Annotated in this window: 20 protein-coding genes; 15 read left to right on the top strand and 5 right to left on the bottom strand. The window is 71.3% G+C overall.

The genetic code is table 11. The features are described from left to right. Positions 1–68 precede the first annotated feature (68 nt). Entirely contained in the window at positions 69–794 is a 726-nt protein-coding gene (locus tag ACFY9S_RS02000; RefSeq protein WP_391122905.1) for a hypothetical protein, read from the top strand. A gap of 87 nt (positions 795–881) precedes the next feature. Here the strand turns inward: ACFY9S_RS02000 and ACFY9S_RS01995 are convergent, their stop codons facing one another. After that, entirely contained in the window at positions 882–1,463 is a 582-nt protein-coding gene (locus ACFY9S_RS01995) for a biotin transporter BioY (protein ID WP_391121552.1), read from the bottom strand. Positions 1,464–1,944: 481 nt separating this feature from the next. On the opposite strand from ACFY9S_RS01995, the gene ACFY9S_RS01990 reads away from it, so the two are divergent. Next, positions 1,945–3,324 (top strand): amino acid permease, encoded by a 1,380-nt coding sequence (locus ACFY9S_RS01990; RefSeq protein ID WP_391121550.1) that lies wholly within the window; start codon positions 1,945–1,947, stop codon positions 3,322–3,324. A 130-nt stretch (positions 3,325–3,454) separates the two neighbouring features. After that, on the top strand, positions 3,455–4,102 hold the full coding sequence (locus ACFY9S_RS01985; RefSeq protein WP_391121547.1) for a Fe-Mn family superoxide dismutase: 648 nt from the start codon (positions 3,455–3,457) through the stop codon (positions 4,100–4,102). Positions 4,103–4,223: 121 nt separating this feature from the next. Here the strand turns inward: ACFY9S_RS01985 and ACFY9S_RS01980 are convergent, their stop codons facing one another. The 3 genes from ACFY9S_RS01980 to ACFY9S_RS01970 are packed head-to-tail and all read right to left on the bottom strand — an operon-like array spanning position 4,224 to position 7,123. After that, positions 4,224–5,000: an SAM-dependent methyltransferase gene (locus tag ACFY9S_RS01980; protein WP_391121544.1), complete on the bottom strand. Its 777-nt coding sequence runs from the start codon at positions 4,998–5,000 to the stop codon at positions 4,224–4,226. Positions 5,001–5,012: 12 nt separating this feature from the next. After that, a complete protein-coding gene (locus tag ACFY9S_RS01975; RefSeq protein ID WP_391121541.1) occupies positions 5,013–5,636 on the bottom strand; it encodes a histidine phosphatase family protein in 624 nt (207 codons plus the stop codon). Next, positions 5,633–7,123 (bottom strand): FGGY-family carbohydrate kinase, encoded by a 1,491-nt coding sequence (locus tag ACFY9S_RS01970; protein ID WP_391121538.1) that lies wholly within the window; start codon positions 7,121–7,123, stop codon positions 5,633–5,635. The genes ACFY9S_RS01975 and ACFY9S_RS01970 overlap by 4 nt, the downstream gene beginning before the upstream one ends. Positions 7,124–7,279: 156 nt before the next feature. Between ACFY9S_RS01970 and ACFY9S_RS01965 the strand changes: the two genes are divergently transcribed. Genes ACFY9S_RS01965 through ACFY9S_RS01920 form a run of 10 tightly spaced genes read left to right on the top strand, consistent with a single transcriptional unit; the run spans position 7,280 to position 17,149 of the window. Continuing rightward, positions 7,280–8,701 carry an extracellular solute-binding protein gene (locus tag ACFY9S_RS01965; protein WP_391121536.1) on the top strand — a complete coding sequence of 474 codons (1,422 nt, stop codon included), beginning with the start codon at positions 7,280–7,282 and terminating at the stop codon, positions 8,699–8,701. 4 nt (positions 8,702–8,705) lie between these two features. Beyond that, positions 8,706–9,590 (top strand): ABC transporter permease subunit, encoded by an 885-nt coding sequence (locus tag ACFY9S_RS01960; RefSeq protein ID WP_391121532.1) that lies wholly within the window; start codon positions 8,706–8,708, stop codon positions 9,588–9,590. Further along, positions 9,587–10,411, top strand: a complete 825-nt coding sequence (locus ACFY9S_RS01955) for an ABC transporter permease subunit (RefSeq protein ID WP_391121529.1) — start codon at positions 9,587–9,589, stop codon at positions 10,409–10,411. The genes ACFY9S_RS01960 and ACFY9S_RS01955 overlap by 4 nt, the downstream gene beginning before the upstream one ends. Next, positions 10,408–11,496 carry an ATP-binding cassette domain-containing protein gene (locus ACFY9S_RS01950; RefSeq protein ID WP_391121526.1) on the top strand — a complete coding sequence of 363 codons (1,089 nt, stop codon included), beginning with the start codon at positions 10,408–10,410 and terminating at the stop codon, positions 11,494–11,496. Before ACFY9S_RS01955 ends, ACFY9S_RS01950 begins: the two co-directional genes overlap by 4 nt. Then, positions 11,493–12,320 (top strand): DeoR family transcriptional regulator, encoded by an 828-nt coding sequence (locus ACFY9S_RS01945; protein ID WP_391121524.1) that lies wholly within the window; start codon positions 11,493–11,495, stop codon positions 12,318–12,320. Before ACFY9S_RS01950 ends, ACFY9S_RS01945 begins: the two co-directional genes overlap by 4 nt. Continuing rightward, positions 12,298–13,386 carry an ATP-binding cassette domain-containing protein gene (locus ACFY9S_RS01940; protein WP_391121520.1) on the top strand — a complete coding sequence of 363 codons (1,089 nt, stop codon included), beginning with the start codon at positions 12,298–12,300 and terminating at the stop codon, positions 13,384–13,386. Before ACFY9S_RS01945 ends, ACFY9S_RS01940 begins: the two co-directional genes overlap by 23 nt. Beyond that, positions 13,383–14,414 (top strand): NAD(P)-dependent oxidoreductase, encoded by a 1,032-nt coding sequence (locus ACFY9S_RS01935; protein ID WP_391121517.1) that lies wholly within the window; start codon positions 13,383–13,385, stop codon positions 14,412–14,414. Before ACFY9S_RS01940 ends, ACFY9S_RS01935 begins: the two co-directional genes overlap by 4 nt. Positions 14,415–14,433: 19 nt before the next feature. Next, on the top strand, positions 14,434–15,858 hold the full coding sequence (locus ACFY9S_RS01930) for an FGGY family carbohydrate kinase (RefSeq protein ID WP_391121514.1): 1,425 nt from the start codon (positions 14,434–14,436) through the stop codon (positions 15,856–15,858). A 26-nt stretch (positions 15,859–15,884) separates the two neighbouring features. Further along, positions 15,885–16,922, top strand: coding sequence for a glycerophosphodiester phosphodiesterase family protein (locus ACFY9S_RS01925; protein WP_391121511.1), 1,038 nt, complete (start codon positions 15,885–15,887; stop codon positions 16,920–16,922). After that, on the top strand, positions 16,922–17,149 hold the full coding sequence (locus tag ACFY9S_RS01920; RefSeq protein WP_391121508.1) for a hypothetical protein: 228 nt from the start codon (positions 16,922–16,924) through the stop codon (positions 17,147–17,149). The genes ACFY9S_RS01925 and ACFY9S_RS01920 overlap by 1 nt, the downstream gene beginning before the upstream one ends. A gap of 3 nt (positions 17,150–17,152) precedes the next feature. Here the strand turns inward: ACFY9S_RS01920 and ACFY9S_RS01915 are convergent, their stop codons facing one another. Then, positions 17,153–17,791 (bottom strand): DsbA family protein, encoded by a 639-nt coding sequence (locus tag ACFY9S_RS01915; protein ID WP_391121505.1) that lies wholly within the window; start codon positions 17,789–17,791, stop codon positions 17,153–17,155. 137 nt (positions 17,792–17,928) lie between these two features. On the opposite strand from ACFY9S_RS01915, the gene pepN reads away from it, so the two are divergent. Both pepN and ACFY9S_RS01905 read left to right on the top strand, forming a co-directional pair. Beyond that, the gene (gene pepN, locus ACFY9S_RS01910) at positions 17,929–20,499 is read left to right on the top strand and encodes an aminopeptidase N (RefSeq protein WP_391121502.1); all 2,571 of its coding nucleotides are present in this window, start codon (positions 17,929–17,931) and stop codon (positions 20,497–20,499) included. A 202-nt stretch (positions 20,500–20,701) separates the two neighbouring features. Next, complete coding sequence (locus ACFY9S_RS01905; protein ID WP_391121499.1) at positions 20,702–21,742, top strand: hypothetical protein; 1,041 nt, start codon at positions 20,702–20,704, stop codon at positions 21,740–21,742. Positions 21,743–21,804 lie beyond the last annotated feature (62 nt).

The raw sequence follows: 21,804 nt of genomic DNA, 5'->3' as shown, positions 1-21,804 counted from the left end.
ATCTTGTGGTACCTCTTTCAGTGCTGCGAATTCAGGCGCAGTACTGGGGGACGCAAGGGGGGACGAACATGAGTTCTCGTCGTTCGACAGCGGTCGCGGGATCGCTGGTCATGGCATCTTTCTCGGCGGTGTTGATCCTTTCCGGCACAGCCGGCGCGGAGGACGAAGGGCCGCCGAGCGGCAAGGGGGGAAAGGCGGTTGACGAGGCACCTGCGGGGGTGAAGCTCACCACGCTGCTGCCCGGGAAGATCTCGGTCGACAACGGTTCGGAAAAGACAGCGATTACCGCCACGGTGAAGAACGAGGGGAGCAAGGACAGCGGGAAGATCAGGCTGTTGGTCGTCGGTTTCGACGGGCTTGTCGTCAAGGGCGTCCAGGGATGTTCGGCGATACCCGAGAACGGACTTCCGGAGGGCTCGAACAGCGGATTCGCATGCCCGATCGACAATCTCGCGGCCGGTAAGTCGAGGTCGTTCCCCGTCGACGCGACGTTCGACCTCGGCAAGACCGGGAAGATCTGCCTGCCCGTGCAGACGGGCGACGGGAAGGAGACCTTCTGGCAGCAGGGCCCGGTGCCGTTCGGCACGAGCAACCCGTCGCCGGACGCCCCGGCCACGCCCTTGCTGCTCGGCACCGACAACGAACCTGCGGGCCCGGGCGGCAAGGAACTGCCGAAGACCGGCCCGGCCCGTGATCTGCTGCCGCTGGGTGCGGCCGGGGCGTCGCTGCTCGCTGCGGGCGTGGCCGGAATGTGGTGGTCGCAGCGGCGGCGGCCGGGGGCTCAAGAGGGCTGAACCAGCCGCTGTCGCACCGTACGGAAACGCGGAGAGGCCCGCCGGGGGACATCGCCCCCGGCGGGCCTCTGTGCAACGCCCGTGGCGTCAGCGCTTGTTCGCGAACTTCCAGGCCGTCGGCAGGGCACCCATCGCCAGCGCCGCCTTCAGCGCGTCGCCGATGAGGAACGGTGTGAGGCCGGCCGCGATCGCGGCGGTGGCGGACATGCCGGTGGCGAGGGCCAGGTAGGGCACGCCGATGGCGTAGATGATCGCCTCGCCCACCAACATCGTGCCGGCCATGCGCAGCATCGAGCGGTCGGCGCCGCGGCGGGCCAGGGCGCCGACGGCGACGGTGGCGAGGATCATGCCGAGGATGTAGCCGAAGGAGGGGGCGACACCGGAGGAGGCGCCGGCGAACCACGGCACACCGGCGATGCCCGCGAGGGCGTACAGCGCGAGCGCGAGGAAGCCGCGGCCGGCACCGAGGGACGTGCCGACGAGCAGTGCGGCGAAGGTCTGGCCCGTCACCGGCACCGGGGAGCCCGGCACGGGCACGGAGATCTGGGCGGCGAGGCCGGTGAGCGCGGCGCCGCCGAGCACGAGGGCCGCGTCCCGGACTCGGGAGGAGGGGAGCAGGTCGGCGAGGACCTGCCCGGCGCGGGCGGGTGTGGCGGCAGCGGTGCTCATGGGGACTCCGCGAGGGTGAGGGCCGGTGGGACATCGTGACGCTATCCCAGCGCGTCCGGCCCGATCACCGTCAGCCGTCCACAAAGGCATGGACCGGCCGTTGGTCGGCTTCGCACAAAGCGTGCCTGTTACAGCGACCGCGGCGTGATACCGGTCACGGTGATGGGGTGCCCTGCACCACGAGAGGCGGAGAGCGTGCCTCTGTAGGTTTCCCCCAAAGCCTCCGCGTCCGCCGTCTCGACAGCCGGCCCCGCCGCCTGCACCGGGTGACGCTCGCCGCGGACGTCCTCTTGAGGTGGAGGGGAAGGGGAGCCACACCACCGGTGGCAACGCCTCGCACGGCACGCCGGTCGCCGCCCGGCCACACAGAGCGACGCGACCGTCCACATGGTGGGATGTCTCCTCGTGCCGACGGGAAGGCAACCGACACTGGCGGCGTTTTTGCCCTCGTACGCCCTCACGCATTGGACGAGCCGCGCCCATGCCCAGCAGCACCACTCAGACGCCGACCGGCACGGACGGCGCCTCCCTCTCCCATGGCCTGAAGCAGCGCCACCTTTCGATGATCGCGCTCGGCGGGGTGATCGGAGCCGGTCTGTTCGTCGGCTCCGGTGCCGGTATCGCAGCGGCCGGTCCGTCGATCGTGGTCGCCTACGCCCTCTCCGGCGTCCTCGTGATGCTGGTGATGCGGATGCTCGGCGAGATGTCGGCCGCGTATCCGTCGTCGGGGTCGTTCTCGGCGCACGCCGAGCGGGCGATCGGCCCCTGGGCCGGGTTCACCGCCGGCTGGTCCTTCTGGGTGCTGCTCTGCACGGCCGTCGGCCTGGAGGGCATCGGCGCCGCGAAGATCGTCAGCGGCTGGCTGCCGGGCACGCCGGAGTGGGCGTGGGTGGCGCTGTTCATGGTCGTCTTCTGCGGCACGAACCTCGCGGCGGTGAAGAACTTCGGCGAGTTCGAGTTCTGGTTCGCGGCACTGAAGGTCGGCGCGATCACCCTGTTCCTGGTGCTGGGTGTCCTGGCGATCCTCGGGATCCTGCCCGGCACTGAGTCGCCGGGCGCGAGTCACCTCACGGACTTCCTACCGAACGGCGGCGAGGGCCTGGTCATCGGCCTGCTCGCCTCGGTCTTCGCCTACGGCGGCCTGGAGACGGTCACCATCGCGGCGGCCGAGTCGGAGAACCCCGTCCAGGGCGTCGCGAGCGCGGTCCGTACGGCGATGTGGCGCATCGCGCTGTTCTACATCGGCTCGATGGCCGTCATCGTCACGCTCGTCCCCTGGGACTCCAAGGAGGTCGTCGAGAAGGGCCCGTACGTCGCCGCCCTCGACGAGCTCGGCATCCCGGGCGCCGGCCAGCTGATGAACGTGGTGGTGCTGGTCGCCCTGCTGTCGGCGATGAACGCCAACATCTACGGTGCCTCCCGCATCGCGTACTCGCTGGTGGAGCGCGGCCAGGGCCCGAAGGGGCTGGGCAGGGTCTCGGGCGGGGTGCCGCGGGTCGCCGTGCTGGCGTCCTCGGTGTTCGGCTTCCTGTGCGTGCTGCTGAGCTACTGGAGGCCCGACGACGTCTTCGCCTGGCTGCTGAACATGATCGGCGCGGTCATCCTGGCCGTCTGGATCTTCATCGCCGTCTCGCAACTGCGCCTGCGCCGCCGCCTGGAGCGCGAGTCCCCCGAGAAGCTGGCCGTGCGCATGTGGGCGTTCCCGTGGCTGACCTGGGTCGCCCTGGCCGGTATGGCCGCGGTCTTCGTCCTGATGGCCCGGGAGCCGGACACGCGGGTGCAGCTGTACTCGACGGGCGGGATGATCCTGGTGCTGGCGGCGGTCGGGTACGGGTGGCAGAAGGCCCGCGGCCGGCAGTAGGAAGTCCACCGCGAAAGGCCCCCGCGACACGCGGGGGCCTTTTGCGTTCCCGGGCCACCCCGCGCCCACTCTTGCTGCTAGCGTGCAGTTGCAAGCTTGTTGCAATAAGAGCCCGGAGGGGATCCCGCCCATGCCCGTCTACACGTTGCCCGAACTGCCCTACGACTACTCCGCGCTCGCCCCCGTGATCAGCCCCGAGATCATCGAGCTGCACCACGACAAGCACCACGCCGCCTATGTGAAGGGCGCCAACGACACGCTGGAGCAGTTGGCCGAGGCGCGGGACAAGGAGACGTGGGGATCGGTCAACGGGCTGGAGAAGAACCTGGCCTTCCATCTCTCCGGGCACATCCTGCACAGCATCTACTGGCAGAACATGACCGGTCCGAAGGACGGCGGCGGCGAGCCGCTGGCGCAGGACGGGGTGGGTGAGCTCGCGGACGCGATCACCGAGTCCTTCGGGTCCTTCGCGAAGTTCAAGGCGCAGTTGTCCAAGGCCTCCGCGACCACGCAGGGCTCCGGCTGGGGCGTGCTCGCGTACGAGCCGCTGAGCGGGCGGTTGATCGTGGAGCAGGTCTACGACCACCAGGGCAACGTCGGCCAGGGCGCCACCCCGATCCTCGTCTTCGACGCCTGGGAGCACGCCTTCTACCTCCAGTACCGCAACCAGAAGGTCGACTTCATCGAGGCGATGTGGCAGGTCGTCAACTGGCAGGACGTGGCCCGGCGTTACGAGGCGGCCAAGTCCCGGGCGGACGTGCTGCTGCTCGCGCCGTGACGACGGCCCCGTGAAGCGTCCTGCCTCGTGATCGTCTTCTCACCCTTCACGAACGGCAGGCGGAAAGAAGGGAGCCCCCGCGAGGACCTGACTCGCGGGGGCTTTCCCGTGCCCGGCGGGGTCAGGGCTTGCGGCCCAGGCCGCCGTGCTGGCCGATCGGCTCGGCCGGCGCGCCCGGCTCGGGGTGCCACAACGGCACCGAGACCACACCCGGTTCCACCAGCTCCAGACCCTCGAAGAATGCCTCGATCTGCTCGACCGGCCGCAGGAAGTACGGCACCGCGCCGGTCTCGTTGTAGGCGTCCTGCGCCTGCTCGTAGACCGGGTCCGTGCCGCGGGAGCCCTCGTTGAGGGAGAGGTGGCTGCCGGAGGGCAGCGGGGCCATGAGGCGGCGAACCAGGTCGCGGGCCTGCTCGTAGTCCGCCACGTGTCCGAGGATGCCGCTGAGGATCAGGGCCGTGGGCCGGGTGAGGTCGAGGGTCTTCCCCGCGGCCTCGATGATCAGCTCGGGCTCGAAGAGGCTGACGGGCTCGTACGCCGTCGCCCCCTCGGGTGTGGAGGTGAGCAGGGCGCGGGCGTGGGCGAGGACCAGCGGGTCGTTGTCGACGTAGACGATCCGCGCTTCGGGGGCGAGCCTCTGGGCGACCTCGTGGGTGTTGTCGACGGTCGGCAGGCCGGTGCCGACGTCGAGGAACTGCCGTACGCCGGCCTCCCGGACGAGGTACCGGATGCTGCGGCCCAGGAAGGCCCGGCTGCTGCGGGCGATGGTGACGATGCCGGGGAAGACGGCGGTGTACGCGTCACCGGCCGCCTCGTCCACCGGGTAGTTGTCCTTGCCGCCCAGCCAGTAGTTCCAGATCCGGGCCGAATGCGGCACCGACGTGTCGATCTGTGTCATGTGCTCATCGTGCTACGGCAGATCGGCCTCGCACGGCACATTGAGTGAAAGGAGTGCGGCGGAACCGTCGGGGTTCATACGCAGTTCGCTGACGGCGGCGTTGCGCAGCCGCGGGAGCACTCTGCGGTACTCGCCGACCGGGATCGACAGCAGGGTGCACAGCACCAGGCGCAGCAGGGTGTTGTGGGCGACGACCAGGACACGTTCGCCGGGGTGGGCGGCGGCGATGCCCCCGAGGGCGCGCACCCCGCGGGCCGCCGCCGCCAGCGGGTCCTCGGCGCCGGGGAAGGAGTGCTCCACCGGGTCGGCCCGGTAGGCCGCGGCCCACTCCGGGTCCTCGGCCTCGAACTCGGCGAGGGTGCGGCCCTCCAGTACGCCGAAGTCGCATTCGCGCAGGTGGGGTTCGCTCTGGGAGGTGAGGCCGAGGGCACGGCAGGCGGGTTCGGCGGTGGCGACGGCGCGGGACAGCGGGGACGTCCAGATCGCGTCGACGGGATGGGCGGCGGCCCACCGGCCGAGGGCCTCGGCCTGTGCGCGGCCGGTGTCGGTGAGGTCGATGTCGCTGATGCCGGCGTAGCGGTTCTCGGCGTGCCAGACGCTCTGTCCGTGACGGACCAGCAGGAGGGTCGTACTCATGATGCGGAAGTATCCCCGCTCAGCCGGCTGTGTGCGTGCGCGGCGACCGGGCCGGGCAGCCAGCCGCGGTCCCGCAGGGCGTCGACCAGACGCGCGTACGGCTCGGCGAAGGCCGCGGTGCGGCCGGGGCGGGGCGCGACGACGGTCCGGACGCGCACCATGCGTTCGGCGACGTCCGCGAGCGCGTCGGCCCCCGACGCCCCGTAGGCGGCCAGTGCCGCCATGCCCAGGGCGGCTTCCGTCTGTTCGGGGACGCGGGCCGGGCGGCCCAGGATGTCGGCGCGCAGCTGGTTCCAGTACGGGCTGCGGGCACCGCCCCCGGTGAAGGTGAGCGGGCCTTCGAGGGGCGCGCCGAGGTGGTGCAGGTAGTCCAGGCACAGGCGTTCGGCGAAGCCGACGCCCTGGAGGAGCGCGGCCCACAGGTCGGCGTCGTCCGCGGGGTCCCCCAGGACGAACGGGGTCGCCTCCGGTGCCCGGAACGGGAACCGCTCCCCCGGCGAGACGAGGGGGTAGGCGATCGCGCCGGACGGTTCGAACGCCCCGGCCCGTTCGTCCATCGCCGCGGGAGCGGCGTCCGGGAAGTGCGCCGCGAGCGCCCCGGCCCCGACGCTCGACGCCCCGCCGGGCAGCCATGTGCCGTCCGGGGCCCGGTGGTTGTAGACCACGCCGGTGGGGTCGCGGACCGGGTCGCGGGCGGCGCCCTTCAGCACGAGCGTGGTGCCGAGCACGGAGTTCCAGGAGCCGGGCCGCAGCGCGCCCGACGCGATCTGGGCCGCGCAGCCGTCGGTCATCCCGGCGAACACCGGGGTGCCGGCGGGGATGCCGGTGGCGTCGGCGGCGGCCGGGCACACCTCGCCCAGACGGGTCCCCGGCCGGACGACACCCGGCAACAGGCTGTCGGGCAGACCCAGTTCGGCCAGGGCGGCCTCCGGCCAGCGGTCGCCCGCCAGGTCGTAGCCCGTTTTCAGGGCATGGCTGGAGTCGGTCGGCTGTGGCTCGCCCGTGAGCCGGCCGACGATCAGGTCGGGCTGGTGCGTCAGGCGCAGCGAGGTGCCGCCGTACTCCCCCAGCAGCCACAGCGCCTTCGGCAGCGCCCAGGTGTCCTGGACCGCGATCCCCGCCTCCCGCGCCCGCGCGGCCTGCGCCTTGGCCCGCCCGTCGTCGTACATCAGCGCGGGGCTCACCGGGCGGCCCGAAGGGTCCGTCAGCAGCACCGTGCCGGACGTGCCGCACACGGCGAGTCCACCGACCGGCAGGCCCGGGGGCGCGGAGCCGAGGGCCGTCCGTGACGCCTCGCACAGCGCCGCCCACCACCGCAGCGGATCCTGCTCGTGCCGCACCCCGTCCCGCCGCCCCGTGAGCGGGGACGAGCCGCTGCCGAGGACCGTACCGTCGGCGGTGACGAGCAGCACGCGGACGCTCTGCGTGCCCAGGTCGACGCCCAGCCAGGCCATGCCCTCGCTCTCGCCCGCACCCTCGTCCACCATCCGGAACCTCCCACACCGTCGCAGCCGGATCTGTGAACTTCTCACTCTGCCCCGATATTTTCCCGTGCGCGAGGGATTGACGCCCAACTTCGGTCGTTCCACCCTCTGTTAACGAGTCGACTCGACGTGTTAACCAGGCTCCACGCGGAGGTACGGATGGACACGCACGCGCACGACCGCCGGCGCTTCCTCGCCCTCGCCGCCGGGGCGGCCGCCGCCCCGCTGCTCACGGCCTGCGGCGCCGGCTTCGGCGGGAACGACGACAAGAGCGACGGCTCCGCCGCGGACGACGTCACCGGTTCCTTCGACTGGAAGCGGGAGAAGGGCACCACCGTCAAGGCACTCCTCAACAAGCACCCGTACACGGACGCGCTCATCGCCGACCTGAAGTCCTTCACCGAGAAGACCGGCATCAAGGTCGAGTACGACGTCTTCCCGGAGGACAACTACTTCGACAAGCTCACCGTGGACCTGTCCAGCGGGCGGGCCTCCTACGACGTCTTCATGCTCGGCGCGTACATGGTGTGGCAGTACGGGCCGCCGAACTGGCTGGAGGACCTCGGCCCCTGGATGCGCAACTCCTCGGCGACGGGCGCCGAGTGGGACCAGGCGGACTTCTTCCCGAACCTGCTCCGGGCCGACCAGTGGTCCCTGAAGGCGGGCGCGCCGCTCGGCCAGGGCGGGCAGTACGCGCTGCCCTGGGGCTGGGAGACCAACGTCGTCGCCTACAACACCGAGGTGTTCCGCAAGCTCGGCGTGAAACCTGCGGAGACGTTCGACGAGCTGACCGAACTCGCCGGGACCATCAAGCGGAAGGCGCCGGGCGCCGGCTTCGACGGCATGTACGGGATCGCCGTGCGCGGCTCTCGGAGCTGGGCGACCATCCATCCGGGCTTCATGACGATGTACGCCCGCAACGGGCTGAAGGACTTCACGGTCGACGGCGGGAAGCTCACCCCCGCCATGAACAGCCCCGAGGCCGTCGCCTTCACCGAGGACTGGGCCCGGATGGTCAAGCGGGGCGGGCCGCCGTCCTGGACGTCGTACACCTGGTACCAGTGCTCCAGCGACCTCGGCGCGAAGAAGGCCGGGATGATGTTCGATGCCGACACGGCCGCCTACTTCCAGGCGGTGAAGGGCGCCAGCCCCGCGTCCGGGAAGATCGCCTTCCACCCGGGGCCGAAGGGGCCGGGCGGGTCGCTCGCCACCAACATGTGGATCTGGTCGCTCGGCATGAACGCCAAGAGCAAGAAGAAGAGCGCCAGTTGGCTGTTCCTCCAGTGGGCCACCGGCAAGGAGCACCTGCGCAAGAGCGCGATCACGCACAACCACATCGACCCGGTGCGCAAGTCCGTCGCCGACGACGCCGCGTACAAGGACAAGATGCGGCATCTGCCGGACTTCCTGGAGACCTTCGAGACGGTCGTCGACCAGACGAAGATCCAGTTCACCCCGCAGGCCCAGTTCTTCGACGCGACGACCAGCTGGGCGGCGGCCCTCCAGGAGATCTACGGCGGTCAGGGCGCGCGGTCCGTCCTGGACGGGCTGGCGGACGATCTCGCCGGCAAGGTGGGCTAGAGCGATGGGGTGGCGGCTCGCCGTGCGCCCGTACGTCCTGATCGTGCCCGCACTGCTGCTGACCTGCGGGATCCTCTACCCGTTCGGGCTCGGCCTGTACTACACGCTGTTCGACTTCTCGGCGAGCAAACCGCAGCCGGACATGGTGCGGTTCGAGAACTACAGCGCCGTCTTCACGCAGGAGGCGTTCTGGAACTCGGCGTGGGTCACGGTGCTGTACGCCGTCGGGGCGGCCCTCGCGGAGACGGTGCTCGGGGTGGCCGTCGCCCTGCTGCTGCACCGCTCGACACTGATCGGCCGGGTCCTGGAGAAGATCCTGATCCTGCCGCTGATGATCGCCCCGGTGATCGCGGCGATCATCTGGAAGCTGATGCTCCAGCCCTCGGTGGGAGTGGTCAACTACCTGCTGAGGCCCTTCGGTCTGGGCGGGGTGCAGTGGACCGACACCCCCACGGGTGCCCTCCTGTCGTCGATCGCCGTGGACGTGTGGGTGTACACGCCGTTCGTGGCGATCCTCGCCCTCGCCGGTCTGCGGTCACTGCCCGCCTCCCCGTTCGAGGCGGCGGCCGTGGACGGCGCGGGGTGGTGGTACACCTTCCGCCGGCTGACCCTGCCGATGCTGTGGCCCTACGTGCTGGTCGCGGTGATCTTCCGGTTCATGGACTCGCTGAAGGTGTTCGACATCATCTACGCCCTGACGGAGGGCGGGCCGGGCGACTCGACGGTGGTGCTCCAGATCCGGGCGTACCTCGAAGCCATCCGCTTCCAGCGGTACTCCTTCGGGATCAGCTACACGATCGTGCTGTGGGCCGTGGTGTACCTGGCCGCGATGGTGCTGGTGAAGCACCTGGGGAAGATCCAGCGGAAGGCCGCGGAGGTGACCACATGAGGAAACGCCTGGTGGGGTGGCTGTGCGACACCGCCCTGATCCTCTACTTCGTCTTCGCGCTGTTCCCGATCGCCTGGATGGTGATCCTGTCGCTGAAGCCGGCCGACCAGCTCTTCTCCACGTACTTCTCCTTCTCCCCCACCCTCGACGGCTACCGGACGGTCCTCGGCGACAGCGAGGGCATCCCGTTCGTGCGGTTCTTCGTCAACAGCCTGGTGGTGTCCGTGGGGGCGGTCGCGCTGTCGCTGGTGGTCGGGCTGCCGGCCGCCTACGCCTCGGCGCGGTGGCGGTTCAAGGGCTCCGAGAACCTGATGTTCACGCTGCTGTCGTTCCGCTTCGCACCCGAACTCACCGTGATCATCCCGCTGTTCGTGCTCTACCAGAAGCTCGGCCTCTTCGACACGTACGTCGGCATGGTGTGGGTCCTGCAACTCGTCACCCTGCCGCTGATCGTGTGGATCATGCGGTCCTACTTCGCCGACCTCACACCGGAGCTGGAACAAGCGGCCCTGCTGGACGGCTACACCCGCAAGCAGGCGTTCTTCAAGGTGGCGCTTCCGCTGGTCAAGCCGGGCATCGCGGCCGTGTCCCTGCTGGCCTTCATCTTCGCCTGGAACAACTTCGTCTTCCCGCTGATCCTCACCTCCAACGAGGCCCAGACGGTGACCGTGGGCGCCCTGTCCTTCCTCGGCGGGGACCGGCCCAAGTACAACCTGACGGCCGCCGCCGCGCTGGTGTCCGTCGTACCGCCGCTGCTGCTGGCGCTGACGATCCAGCGGTACCTGGTGCGCGGCCTGTCGTTCGGGGCGGTGAAGTCTTGATCCGGCTGAGCGGGATACGCAAGGCGTACGGGAGGACCGTCGCACTCGACGAGCTCGAACTGGAAGTGCGGGAAGGCGAGTTCTTCTGCCTGCTCGGCCCGTCCGGTGCGGGGAAGACCACCACCCTGAAAACCGTCGCCGGGCTCGAGCAGCCCGACTCCGGCACGGTCGTGCTCGACGGCGAGGACATGCGGGGTGTCGAGCCGTACGACCGGGGCGTGGCGATGTGCTTCGAGAGCTACGCCCTCTACCCGCACCGCTCGGCCTACGACAACCTGGCCTCGCCGCTGCGCTCGCCCCGGCACCGGCTGCCCGCCGCCGAGGCCCGGCAGCGGATCGGCGCGATCGCCGAACTGCTCGGCATCTCCGGCCTGCTGGACCGGCCCGTCGGCCAGTTGTCCAACGGCCAGCGGCAGCGCGTCGCCCTCGGCCGGGTCCTGGTCCGCCCCGCCCGGGCCTTCCTGCTCGACGAGCCGCTCTCCCACCTCGACGCCAAGCTCCGCCAGCAGATGCGGGCGGAACTGAAGGCGATCGGGGCCGTGCAGCACACCACCACCCTCTACGTCACCCACGACTCGGTCGAGGCACTGGCGCTCGGCGACCGGATCGGGGTCATCCGGGAGGGCCGGATCGTGCAGACGGGCACGCGGGAGGAGATCTGGTACGAGCCGTACGACACGGAGGTCGCGCGGGCCTTCGGCCGGCCCCGGATCAACCTGCTGCCGGGGGTGGTCACGGAGAGCGGGGTCCGCGCGGACGGCGGGATCGAGTTGCCGGTCCGCGCACCGGCCTCGCCCGGCACGGACGTCCTGGTCGGTCTGCGCCCCCGGGACCTCGCCCTGCACGGCGAGGGCCACGAGCTGACCGGGACCGTGTACGTCACCGAGGTGCTCGGCCGGTCCGTCGAGGTCACCGTCCGGCTCGGGACCGGGGAGCAGCGGGTGTCGCTGGTGGCCCCCCGGGCGGACGCGGCGCGCCTCCGTCCGGACGATCCGGTACGGCTCGTCGTGCGGCCTGAGAACCTGCTGCTGTTCGAGGCCGACCGGCCGGAGCGACCGGGACGACGGATAGAGACACAGCCATGAGCAGCAACAGCAGTGGTGGACAGCAGGGGCCCGCGGCACGCCAGGCCGCCATGGCCGAGCAGGTACTGGCCGACGGCTCGGCGACGGCGGCCGAACTCGCCGAGCGGTTCGGGGTGAGCCTGATGACCATCCACCGGGACCTCGACGAGCTCGAACGGCAGGGCATCGTACGGAAGTTCCGGGGCGGGGTGACCGCGCAGCCGTCGGGTGTCTTCGAGTCGAACGTGCAGTACCGGCTGAAGACCATGCGGGCCGAGAAGGCCGCCGTCGCCGAGCACGCGCTGCGGATGGTGGAGCCCGGCATGGCGATCCTGCTGGACGACTCCACGTCCACGCTGGAGATAGCCAGGCGGCTGCGCACGGCCGAGGTCACGCCGCTGACGGTCGTCACCAACTTCCTGGAGGCGATCAATCTCCTCTCCGACCAGCGGGGCATCCACCTGATGGCGCTCGGCGGCGACTACGACCCGCTGCACTCGTCCTTCCTGGGGGTGTCGTGTGTGGAGGCGGTCGAACAGCTCCGGGTGGATGTGTGCTTCGCGTCGACGTCGGCCGTGCACGGGGGTTACGCCTACCACCAGGAGCAGCACATCGTGTCGGTGAAGCGGGCGATGCTCGACGCGGCGGCACGGAACGTCCTGCTGGTCGACCACACCAAGCTCGGCCGGGTCGCCCTGCACCGGGTCGTCCCGCTGTCCCGTTTCGACACGCTCCTCGTGGACGACGGGGCGTCGCCGGAGGCACTGCGGGATCTGGACGAACACAAGGTCCGTTACGAGGTTTGCGCGATGAAGGGCGGCCATGACGGGACTGGAGCTACGTGAGCTGCGGAAGACCTATCGGTCGCGGGGGCGGCCAGGGGTGGACGCCGTCCGGGGGATCGACCTGAGCCTCCGGTCCGGGGAGTTGCTCGGGCTTCTCGGGCCGTCCGGGTGCGGCAAGTCGACCACCCTACGGATGATCGCCGGGCTGGAGTCCGTCACCGGCGGGGACATCCTGGTCGGCGGGACGTCGGTCGTCGGACGGCCCGCTCAGCAGCGGAACATCGGGGTCGCGTTCGAGAACTACGCGCTGTATCCGCCGCTGTCGGTGGCGGAGAACCTGGCGTTCGGGCTGAAGGCCCGCACGAGGGCCGCCCGCGGTTCCAGGGGGGACGTCGACCGCAAGGTGAAGGAGATCGCCGAGCGGGTCGGCCTGACCGGCCTGCTCGGTGCCCGCCCGGCCGGCCTGTCCAGCGGCCAGAAGCAGCGGGTGTCGCTGGCCCGGGCCCTGATCCGCGAACCGGACGTGCTGCTCCTCGACGAGCCGCTGTCCCACCTGGACGCCGCCCAGCGTGACTCCACCCGCCGCGAACTCAAACGCATCCAGCAGGATTTGGGTCACACCGCGATCCTGGTCACCCACGACCAGGAGGAGGCCCTCTCCCTCGCCGACCGGATCGCCGTGATGAAGGACGGCGTCATCCAGCAGCTCGGTACCCCCTACGAGATCTACGACAGCCCGGCCAACGTGTTCGTCGCGGACTTCGTCGGCGAGCCCGCGATCACCCTGCTGCCCGGCGTCTCCGACGGCGACGGCCACGCCCGCCTCTCCGGCACGGTGCGGATCGCCCTGCCCGTGCCGGTGGACCGGGGGCGGGAGGTGGTGGTCGGCATCCGCCCCGAGGACGTCCGCCTCACCGCCGAGGGCGGCCTGCCCGCCCGGGTCGTCGCCCATGAACCGCTCCTGGAGTCGGGCCTCGCGACCCTCGCCCTGGACGGGGTCGAACGGCATCTGGTGGTGCTCACCGACCCCGAGGTGCGGCTCGCCCACGACGACCGGGTCCGGGTCGCCGCCGACCCCCGCCACACCCATGTCTTCGACGCCGAGACAGGAGAGACCCTGCGATGACTGACGGAAACAGCGTGCGTGTCGTGGCCGCCGGTGACCAGTTCGTCCTGCCGTCGCTGATCACGCGGGCGGTGGAGCACGAGGTGGAGCGGGCGCAGATCAAGGAACTGGAACTCGGCTGGCCGCTGGAGCCGTTCGGGCCGGTCGCCGAGGTGCAGGAGGCCAGTGACGCCGAGGACGAGCTGATCGAGGCGCTGGCCGGGGCGCAGGTGCTGGTCACGCAGATGGGGCCGGTCACCGAGCGCGTGCTCGCCGCCTGCCCCGATCTGAGGCTGGTCGTGGTCTGCCGGGGCGGGCCGGTCAACGTCAACCTCGACGCGGCGAAGAACCGTGACGTGCGGGTGTGCTTCGCGCCGGGCCGCAACGCCGCCGCCACCGCGGAGTTCACCGTCGGCCTGATGCTGTCGGCCCTGCGCCGCATCCCCCAGGCCCACACCCCGCTCGCCGGCCGGGGCAGCTGGGAGGGGGCGACGTACTACACGTACGAGCACAGCGGACTGGAGCTGGAGGACCTGCCCGTCGGGCTGGTCGGGTACGGGGCCGTCGGCAGCCGGGTCGCGCGCGTGCTGTGCGCGTTCGGGGCGCGGGTGATGGTCTACGACCCGTATGTGCACGGCGAGATCCACGGCCTGCGGGTGACCTCGCTCGACGACCTGCTGCGCCGCTCTCGGCTGATCACCCTGCACGCCCGGCTCACACCCGAGACGCGGGGGCTGATCGGCGCCCGCGAGCTGGGGCTGCTGCCGTCCGGCGCGGTGGTGGTGAACGTGGCCCGGGGACCGCTGCTGGACGAGGGCGCGCTGTGCGACGCGCTGGAGAGCGGCCGGGTGTCGGCGGCGGCGCTGGACACGTACGAGCGGGAGCCGCTGCCGGCGGAGTCCCGGCTGCCGGGTCTGTCCGACCGCGTGGTCCTCACCCCCCACTTGGGCGGGGCGTCACGCGCCGTCGCGGAGAAGGCCGCCCGGATCGCCGCCGAAGAGGTGGGCCGCTGGGTGCGCGGGGAGCCTCTCGCGCACTGCCTGACCTGAGGACCGGGAGGAGAGCCGTATGTACGTGGGGATCGACGTGGGCACGTCCATGGTCAAGGCGGCGGCCTTTGACGCCATGGGCCGCCAACTGGCGGTGGAGTCCCGCCCGGTGGGCCTGACCATGCACGGCGGGGTCGTCGAGCAGGACATGGAGGAGGTGTACGGGGAGGTCGTCGCGGTGCTCGAAGCGCTGACCTCCGCCGTGGCGGAGCCCGTGGAGCTGACCGGGCTCACGGGGCAGGGCGACGGGGTGTGGCTGGTCGACGGCGAGGGCCGGCCGGTGCGGCCGGCCGTGTCCTGGATGGACGGGCGGGCGCACGAACTGGTCGACCGGTGGCTGGCGGACGGCACCTTCGAGACGGTGTTCCGGCGGACGGGCGGCGCGATGTTCCCGGGCTCCCCGGGCCCGCTGCTGGCGTGGCTGGAACGCCACGAACCGAAGTCACTGGATGCCGCGAAGGCCGCCGTGTACTGCAAGGACATGGTGTTCCAGCGGCTGACGGGCGCCGGTTCGACGACGGACGTGTCGGACGCGTCGATGCCGTTCCTGAACCCGCGGACCCGCACCTACGACAACCGGGTCGTCGAGCTGCTCGGGCTGGCGCACCGCAGGGGTCTGCTGGCCCCGGTCAGCGACCCGGTCGCGACGGCCGGGGCGCGGGGCGAGGGTCTGCCGGCCGGGACCCGGATCGCCAACGGCCCGTACGATCTGCCGGCCTGCGCGCTGGGCGCCGGGGTGACGTCCCCCGGGGACGGCCTGCTGATCGTCGGCACCTGTCTGGCCAGTCTGGTCGCCACCACCGAGCTCGACCTGACCGGCGAACCGGCCGGCCTGTACATCTCCACCGACCGGCCCGGGCACTGGCTGCGCGCCATGCCCGCCATGGTCGGCACGGCGGCTTTGGACTGGGTGCTGTCGACGACGGGAGTGCGGCACGACGAGGTGGACGGCCTGCTGGCCGGGACGCCGCCGGGCGCGAACGGTGTCCGGGTGCTGCCGTACTTCGCGCCCTCCGGCGAGCGCGCACCCTTCGTCGAGCCGCGCCTGCGGGCCGAACTCACGGGCGTCTCACTGGAGTCGAGCCGGGGTGATCTGGTCCGCGCCACCTGCGAGGGCATCGGGTACGCGGCCCGGCACTGCCTGGCGGCGGCGGGCCTCACCGGGAGCCTGGCCGTGTGCGGCGGCGGCACCCGCAGTTCCGCCTGGATGCGGCTGCTGGCCGATGTGCTCGGGCGGCCCCTGCGGGTCGTCGAGGGCGAGGTGGGCGCGCGGGGCGCGGTCCTGGCGGCTGCCGAGCGGTACGGGGTGCCTCTGGACGCGGAGGTGTGGACGAAACCGACGGCGGTCGTCGAGCCGGACCCGGACCGGGCCGCGTTCTACGCGAGGGGTTTCGAGGAGCACCTGGACCGGCTGGCCGGGGCACGGGCCCGGGCACGGAAGTGAACCTGCCTTCGACGAAGGGGAGTCGTATGCGACTCGGACGGAGATCCCTCCTGCTCGCGGCGGCCGCGGGAACCGCCACAGCCGCCACGGCGGCCCCGGCGGCGGCCGGGCCCTCGAAGGGCGGCGGCCCGGTCGTCATCGGCCACCGCGGGGCGGCCGGCTGGCGCCCGGAGCACACGGCCGCCTCCTACACGTACGCCGTGCAGACGGGCGCCGACTGGATCGAACCGGACCTGGTACCGACGAAGGACCATGTGCTGGTGGTCCGGCACGAGAACGAGATCTCCCAGACGACCGACGTGTCCCGCCACCCGGAGTTCGCGGACCGCCGTACGACGAAGACGGTCGACGGACGGCACGTGACCGGATGGTTCACGGAGGACTTCACGCTGGCCGAGCTGAAGACGCTGCGGGCGGTGGAGCGGCTGCCGGCGGTCCGCAACCGCAACACCGTCTTCGACGGGCGTGCGGAGGTCATGACCTTCCAGGAGGTCGTGGACCTGGCGCGGCGGCTGTCGCGGGAGCACGGCCGGACGATCGTGGTCTTCCCGGAGACCAAGCACCCCACGTACTTCCGTTCGATCGGGCTGCCGTTGGAGCCGAGGCTGGCCGCCGCGATCCGCCGCAACAGGCTCGGGCGGCGCGAGTGCGTCGTGCAGTCCTTCGAGCCGACGAGCCTGCGGCGCATGGTGGATCTGAACGTGCCGCTGTGGCAGGCACTGGGGACGACGGGCGGGCCGTACGACCTGCCCTCGACGACCTACCGGGACATGATGACGCCGGCGGGACTGGCGGGAATCGCCGCGTACGCGGACTGGATCGGGCCGGACAAGTCCTCGGTCGCGGGCACGACGCTCGTCGCCGACGCGCACGCGGCGGGGCTGCGGATCGGGCCGTACACCTTCCGCGCGGAGAACCAGTTCCTGCCGGAGCGGTTCCGGCGCGGGAGCGGAGCGAACGATTTCGGGGACACGTTCGCCGAATACGCGCTGTACTACCGCATGGGGGTCGATGCGGTAGTAACCGACTTCCCGGACTTGGCGGTGATCGCGAGGAGGAGCTGATGACGGTGAGCCGGGCGTGCCGGACCTGCGGCACCATGCAGGAGTTCCGGATGTTCAACGCCGCCGAGCGGGCGGTGGTCCGGGCGGTGAAGGGGGCCGGGCACTTCGTGGACGACTACTGGCGCTGCACCGCCGTCGGCTGCCGGTGGTACCAGCGCTACCTCAACCGCGGCGAGGACGGCCTGCTCCCGGAGGGACTCGAGATCCAGGCCGCCCCCGCCGAATGACCCCTACAGGTTGGAGAAGTCCGGGCCCTTGGTGCGGGTGCGCTTGATCTCGTAGAAGCCGGGGACCGAGGCCACGGCGAGGGTGCCGTCCCAGAGGCGGCCGGCCTCCTCGCCCTGCGGGGCCGGGGTGACGACCGGACCGAAGAAGGCGATCTGCTCGCCGTCGGGGCCGGGCACGGCGATGACGGGGGTGCCGACGTCCTGGCCGACCTTGTCGATGCCCTCCTGGTGGGAGGCGCGCAGCTCCGGCTCGTACGGGGTGGAGTCCCAGTGCTCCAGGAGGGACTCGGGCAGGCCGACGTCCTTCAGGGCGGCGGCGACCGTCTCCTTGCCAGGGCCCTCGCCCTGGTTGTGGATGCGGGTGCCGAGCGCGGTGTAGAAGTCGCCGAGGACCTCGGGGCCCTTCTCCTGCTGCGCGGCTATGACGACCCGGACGGGGCCCCACGCCTTGCTCTCCAGCAGTTCGCGGTACTCCTCGGGCAGTTCGTCCAGCTTGTTCTCGTTGAGCACGGCGAGGCTCATGACATGCCAGCGGACCTCGATGTCCCTGACCTTCTCCACCTCCAGCACCCAGCGGGAGGTCATCCAGGCCCAGGGGCACAGCGGGTCGAACCAGAAGTCGACGGGGGTCTTGTCCGACATGTCTCTCCTCAAGAGGAAACCGTTTCTCCGGCAACGCCGGTGTGCGCTCCCGTCATTCCCGGCTGCCCCGTGTCAGGGGCACGTGGCAGGATCGGTCCTGTTCAGCCGTACCCCACGACATCCGAGGAGTGCCGCCCGTGCCCGGTGAGAATCTGTCCCGCGACGAGGCCCGGGAGCGGGCCGCCCTGCTGAGCGTCGACGGGTACGAGGTGTCCCTCGACCTGCGGTCCGCGGTCGGTGAGGACCGGGGGGACGGGCCCCGCACCTTCCGCTCCGTGACGACGGTCCGCTTCCGCTGCAACGAGCCCGGGGCGAGCAGCTTCGCCGACCTGATCGCGCCGAGTGTGACGGCCGTCTCACTCAACGGCCGTGATCTGGACCCCGGCGAGGTCTTCGACGGCTCCCGGATCACGCTGGAGGACCTGGCCGCGGACAACGAGCTGGTGGTCGACGCCCAGTGCGCCTACTCGCGCACCGGTGAGGGACTGCACCGCTTCGTCGACCCCGAGGACGGCGAGGTGTACCTGTACACGCAGTACGAGCCGGCCGACTCGCGCCGGGTCTTCGCCAACTTCGAGCAGCCCGACCTGAAGGCCCCGTACCGCTTCGAGGTGCGGGCTCCCGAGGGCTGGACGGTGTGGAGCAACGGGGCCGGTGAGCAGGCCGACGGGGTGTGGCGGTTCGCCGAGACCAAGCCGATCTCGACGTACATCACGTGTGTGGTGGCGGGCCCGTACCACTACGTGACGGATTCCTACACGCGCTCCTTCGCGGACGGCGCGACGCTGGAGATCCCGCTCGGCGCCCTGTGCCGCAAGGGCCTCGCTCCCTACTTCGACGCCGACGACGTGTTCCTCGTCACCAAGCAGGGCCTGGACTTCTTCCACGACCACTTCGACTACCCGTACCCGTTCGGGAAGTACGACCAGGCGTTCGTGCCCGAGTACAACCTGGGCGCCATGGAGAACCCGGGCCTGGTGACGTTCCGGGAGGAGTTCATCTTCCGCGGGAAGGTGACGCAGGCGTCCTACGAGGGCCGGGCCAACGTCATCCTGCACGAGATGGCGCACATGTGGTTCGGCGACCTGGTCACCATGGAGTGGTGGGACGACCTGTGGCTGAAGGAGTCCTTCGCGGACTTCATGGGCGCGTTCTCGCTCGTCGGCGCGACCCGCTTCGTCAACGGCTGGATCACCTTCGCCAACCGCCGCAAGGCCTGGGCCTACCGCGCCGACCAGCTGCCCTCCACGCACCCGGTCACGGCGGACATCCGCGACCTGCAGGACGCCAAGCTGAACTTCGACGGCATCACGTACGCCAAGGGCGCGTCGGTGCTGAAGCAGCTCGCGGCGTACGTCGGCGAGGAGGCCTTCCTGGAGGGCGCCCGGCGCTACTTCAAGCGGCACGCGTACGGCAACACGCGCCTCGGTGACCTGCTGTCGGTACTGGAGGAGACCAGCGGCCGGGACATGAGCGCCTGGTCACGGTCCTGGCTGCAGACGGCCGGGGTGAACTCGCTGACGCCGCAGGTACTGCTGGACGCGGACGGCCGCGTCGAGGAGCTGGCGGTGGTGCAGGAGGCCGCGGAGTCGCACCCCGAGCTGCGCCCGCACCGGGTCGCGGTGGGCCTGTACCGGGTGACGGACGGCGGGGCTCTGGAGCGCTACGCGCGCGTGGAGACCGACGTCGACGGCGCCCGGACGATCGTGGCGGAACTGGCCGGAGCCGAGGCACCGGACCTTGTCCTGGTCAACGACGACGACCTGACGTACTGCAAGACCCGCTTCGACGCGACGTCGCTGGCGACCCTGCGTGAGCACCTGGGCTCGGTCACCGACCCGCTCGCGCGCGCCCTGTGCTGGTCGGCGCTGTGGAACATGACGCGTGACGCCCTGCTGCCGGCGCGGGACTTCGTGGACCTGGTGCTGCGGTTCGGCGGGCGCGAGTCCGAGATCGGCGTCGTGCAGATGCTGCACGCCTGGGCCCAGTCGGCGGTCACCCACTACACGGCGTCCGCCCGGCGCGAGACGGCCGCCCGGCTGCTCGCCGAGGGCGCCCGCCGCGAGCTGTACGCGGCAGGTCCGGGCAGCGAGCACCAGCTGGCCTGGGCCCGCTTCTTCGCCCGGACGGCCACCGCCGAGGCCGACTTCGAGCTGCTGCGGGACCTGCTCGCGGGCACGGCGACGGTCGACGGCCTCGACCTGGACCAGGAGCTGCGCTGGGCCTTCCTGGAGCCGCTGGCCGCGCACGGCGCCGTGGACGAGAAGGCGCTGGCCGAGGAGCTGGCCCGGGACGACACGGCCTCCGGCAAGCGGCATCAGGTGCGCTGCCTGGCGGCCCGCCCGTCCGAGGCGGTGAAGGCCCAGGCATGGGCGCAGGTCGTGGAGTCGGACGCGCTGTCCAACGCCATGGTCGAGGCGACCATCGCGGGCTTCTCCCAGGGCTCGCAGCGGGAGCTGATCGCGCCGTACGCCGAGAAGTACTTCGCGGCGATCGAGCGGGTCTGGTCCGAGCGGTCGATCCAGATCGGCATGCACGTGGTGCAGGGCCTGTTCCCGTCCCTGCAGCAGTCCCAGGAGACGCTGGACGCCACGGACGCGTGGCTGGACACCCACGAGGAGGCGGCACCGGCGCTGCGCCGGCTGGTGCTGGAGTCCCGTGACGATCTGGCACGGGCGTTGCGCGGACAGGCGTGCGACGAGGCCTGACCAGTAGCTTTGGCCTGAGATCGGGGCGTTCCGCCCTCGTTACGAGACGATCGCCCCGTGAGCCGTAACCCCTGGCCCGCACCCGAACGGACCAGGGGCTTTCGGCATCCGAACACCCGTCCTTTAGAGCCGGATTGTCCGTATGTGTCGACGGACGTGTAACAGCGGTTCAAAGAGGGCCGGAGCGCGGCACATTGCGGGCATGACCCACAACACCCCGCTCTCCCCCCGCCCGCTGCACGACCTGTCCGGTGGTGGCCGCCCCCGTGTGACGACCACGGCCCGGCTCCGCTCGCGAGGCGTCTCCACGGCCGAGACGAACGAGCAGTGCCGCGCGGGCGGCCCCTGGCAGCAGCTCCTCCCGGGCGTCGTCCTGCTCCACCCGGGCCCGCCGACCAGCGAGGAACGGCTGCACGCGGTGCTGATGTACGCGGCGCGGGAGCGCGGCACCGGGGTCCCCGCCCAGCCCGGCGGGAGCCGGCCGCACGCCCCCGCCTACCCCGAGGCGATGATCACCGGCCTGGCCGCGCTGACCTTGCACGGCTTCTCCTCCACTCCCCCGCTGCCGTCCCTGGACACCATCGACGTCCTGATCCCGCGGCTGCGGAGGCTGCGCTCCACGGGCTGCGCGCGCATCGTCCGCACGCCCGTCATGCCCGACCCCGAGCAGGTCACGGGGGTGCCGGTGGCGCCGGTCGCCCGCGCGCTGGCCGACGCGGTGGCCGAACTCGCGGACGCCGGCACCGTCCGCCGGCTGCTCACGGAGGCGGTCCGCGGCGGCCACTGCGACCCGGCGGCGGTGGTCCGTGAACTGAACCAGGCCCGGCTGCTGAGCCGCCCGCACGTCGTGGACGCGGTGGACTCCCTGCTCGCCGAGGGCCGGGCACGCGCGGAGGACCGCCTGTACCGGATGATCCGCGAGTACGACCTGCCCGAGCCGGTCTGGAACGTCGACCTGCGCCTTCCCGGCGGCCCCTACCTCGGCGGCCTCGACGCGTACTGGCCAGACCAGGCGGTGGCGGTGGAGCTCGACACCCGGGCGCCCCGGCAGGACGACGACGCCCTGTGGTCCGAGTACGCCCGCAAACGCGAGCACCTGGAGCGGCTCGGCATCACGGTCGTCCACATCACGCCGCGCAAGCTCCGCGATTCCCCGGAGCAGCAGGCGACGGTGCTCCGCACGGCCCTGATGGCCTCGGCCGACCGCGAACCGGCGGCGTATGTCGCGGTGCTGCCCCGGTAGTGACGGACCGGGGCAGGGCCAGGAGGGGAGAGGAGGGGCCGCCGGGCGTGCCGGGCGGCCCC

It is taken from the genome of Streptomyces sp. NPDC012474 (assembly GCF_042955185.1).
GTDB classification, from domain to species: Bacteria; Actinomycetota; Actinomycetes; order Streptomycetales; family Streptomycetaceae; genus Streptomyces; species Streptomyces cahuitamycinicus.
The sequence above is the reverse complement of the archived record's forward strand: the minus strand, read 5'-3'. Positions and strand labels throughout refer to the sequence as shown.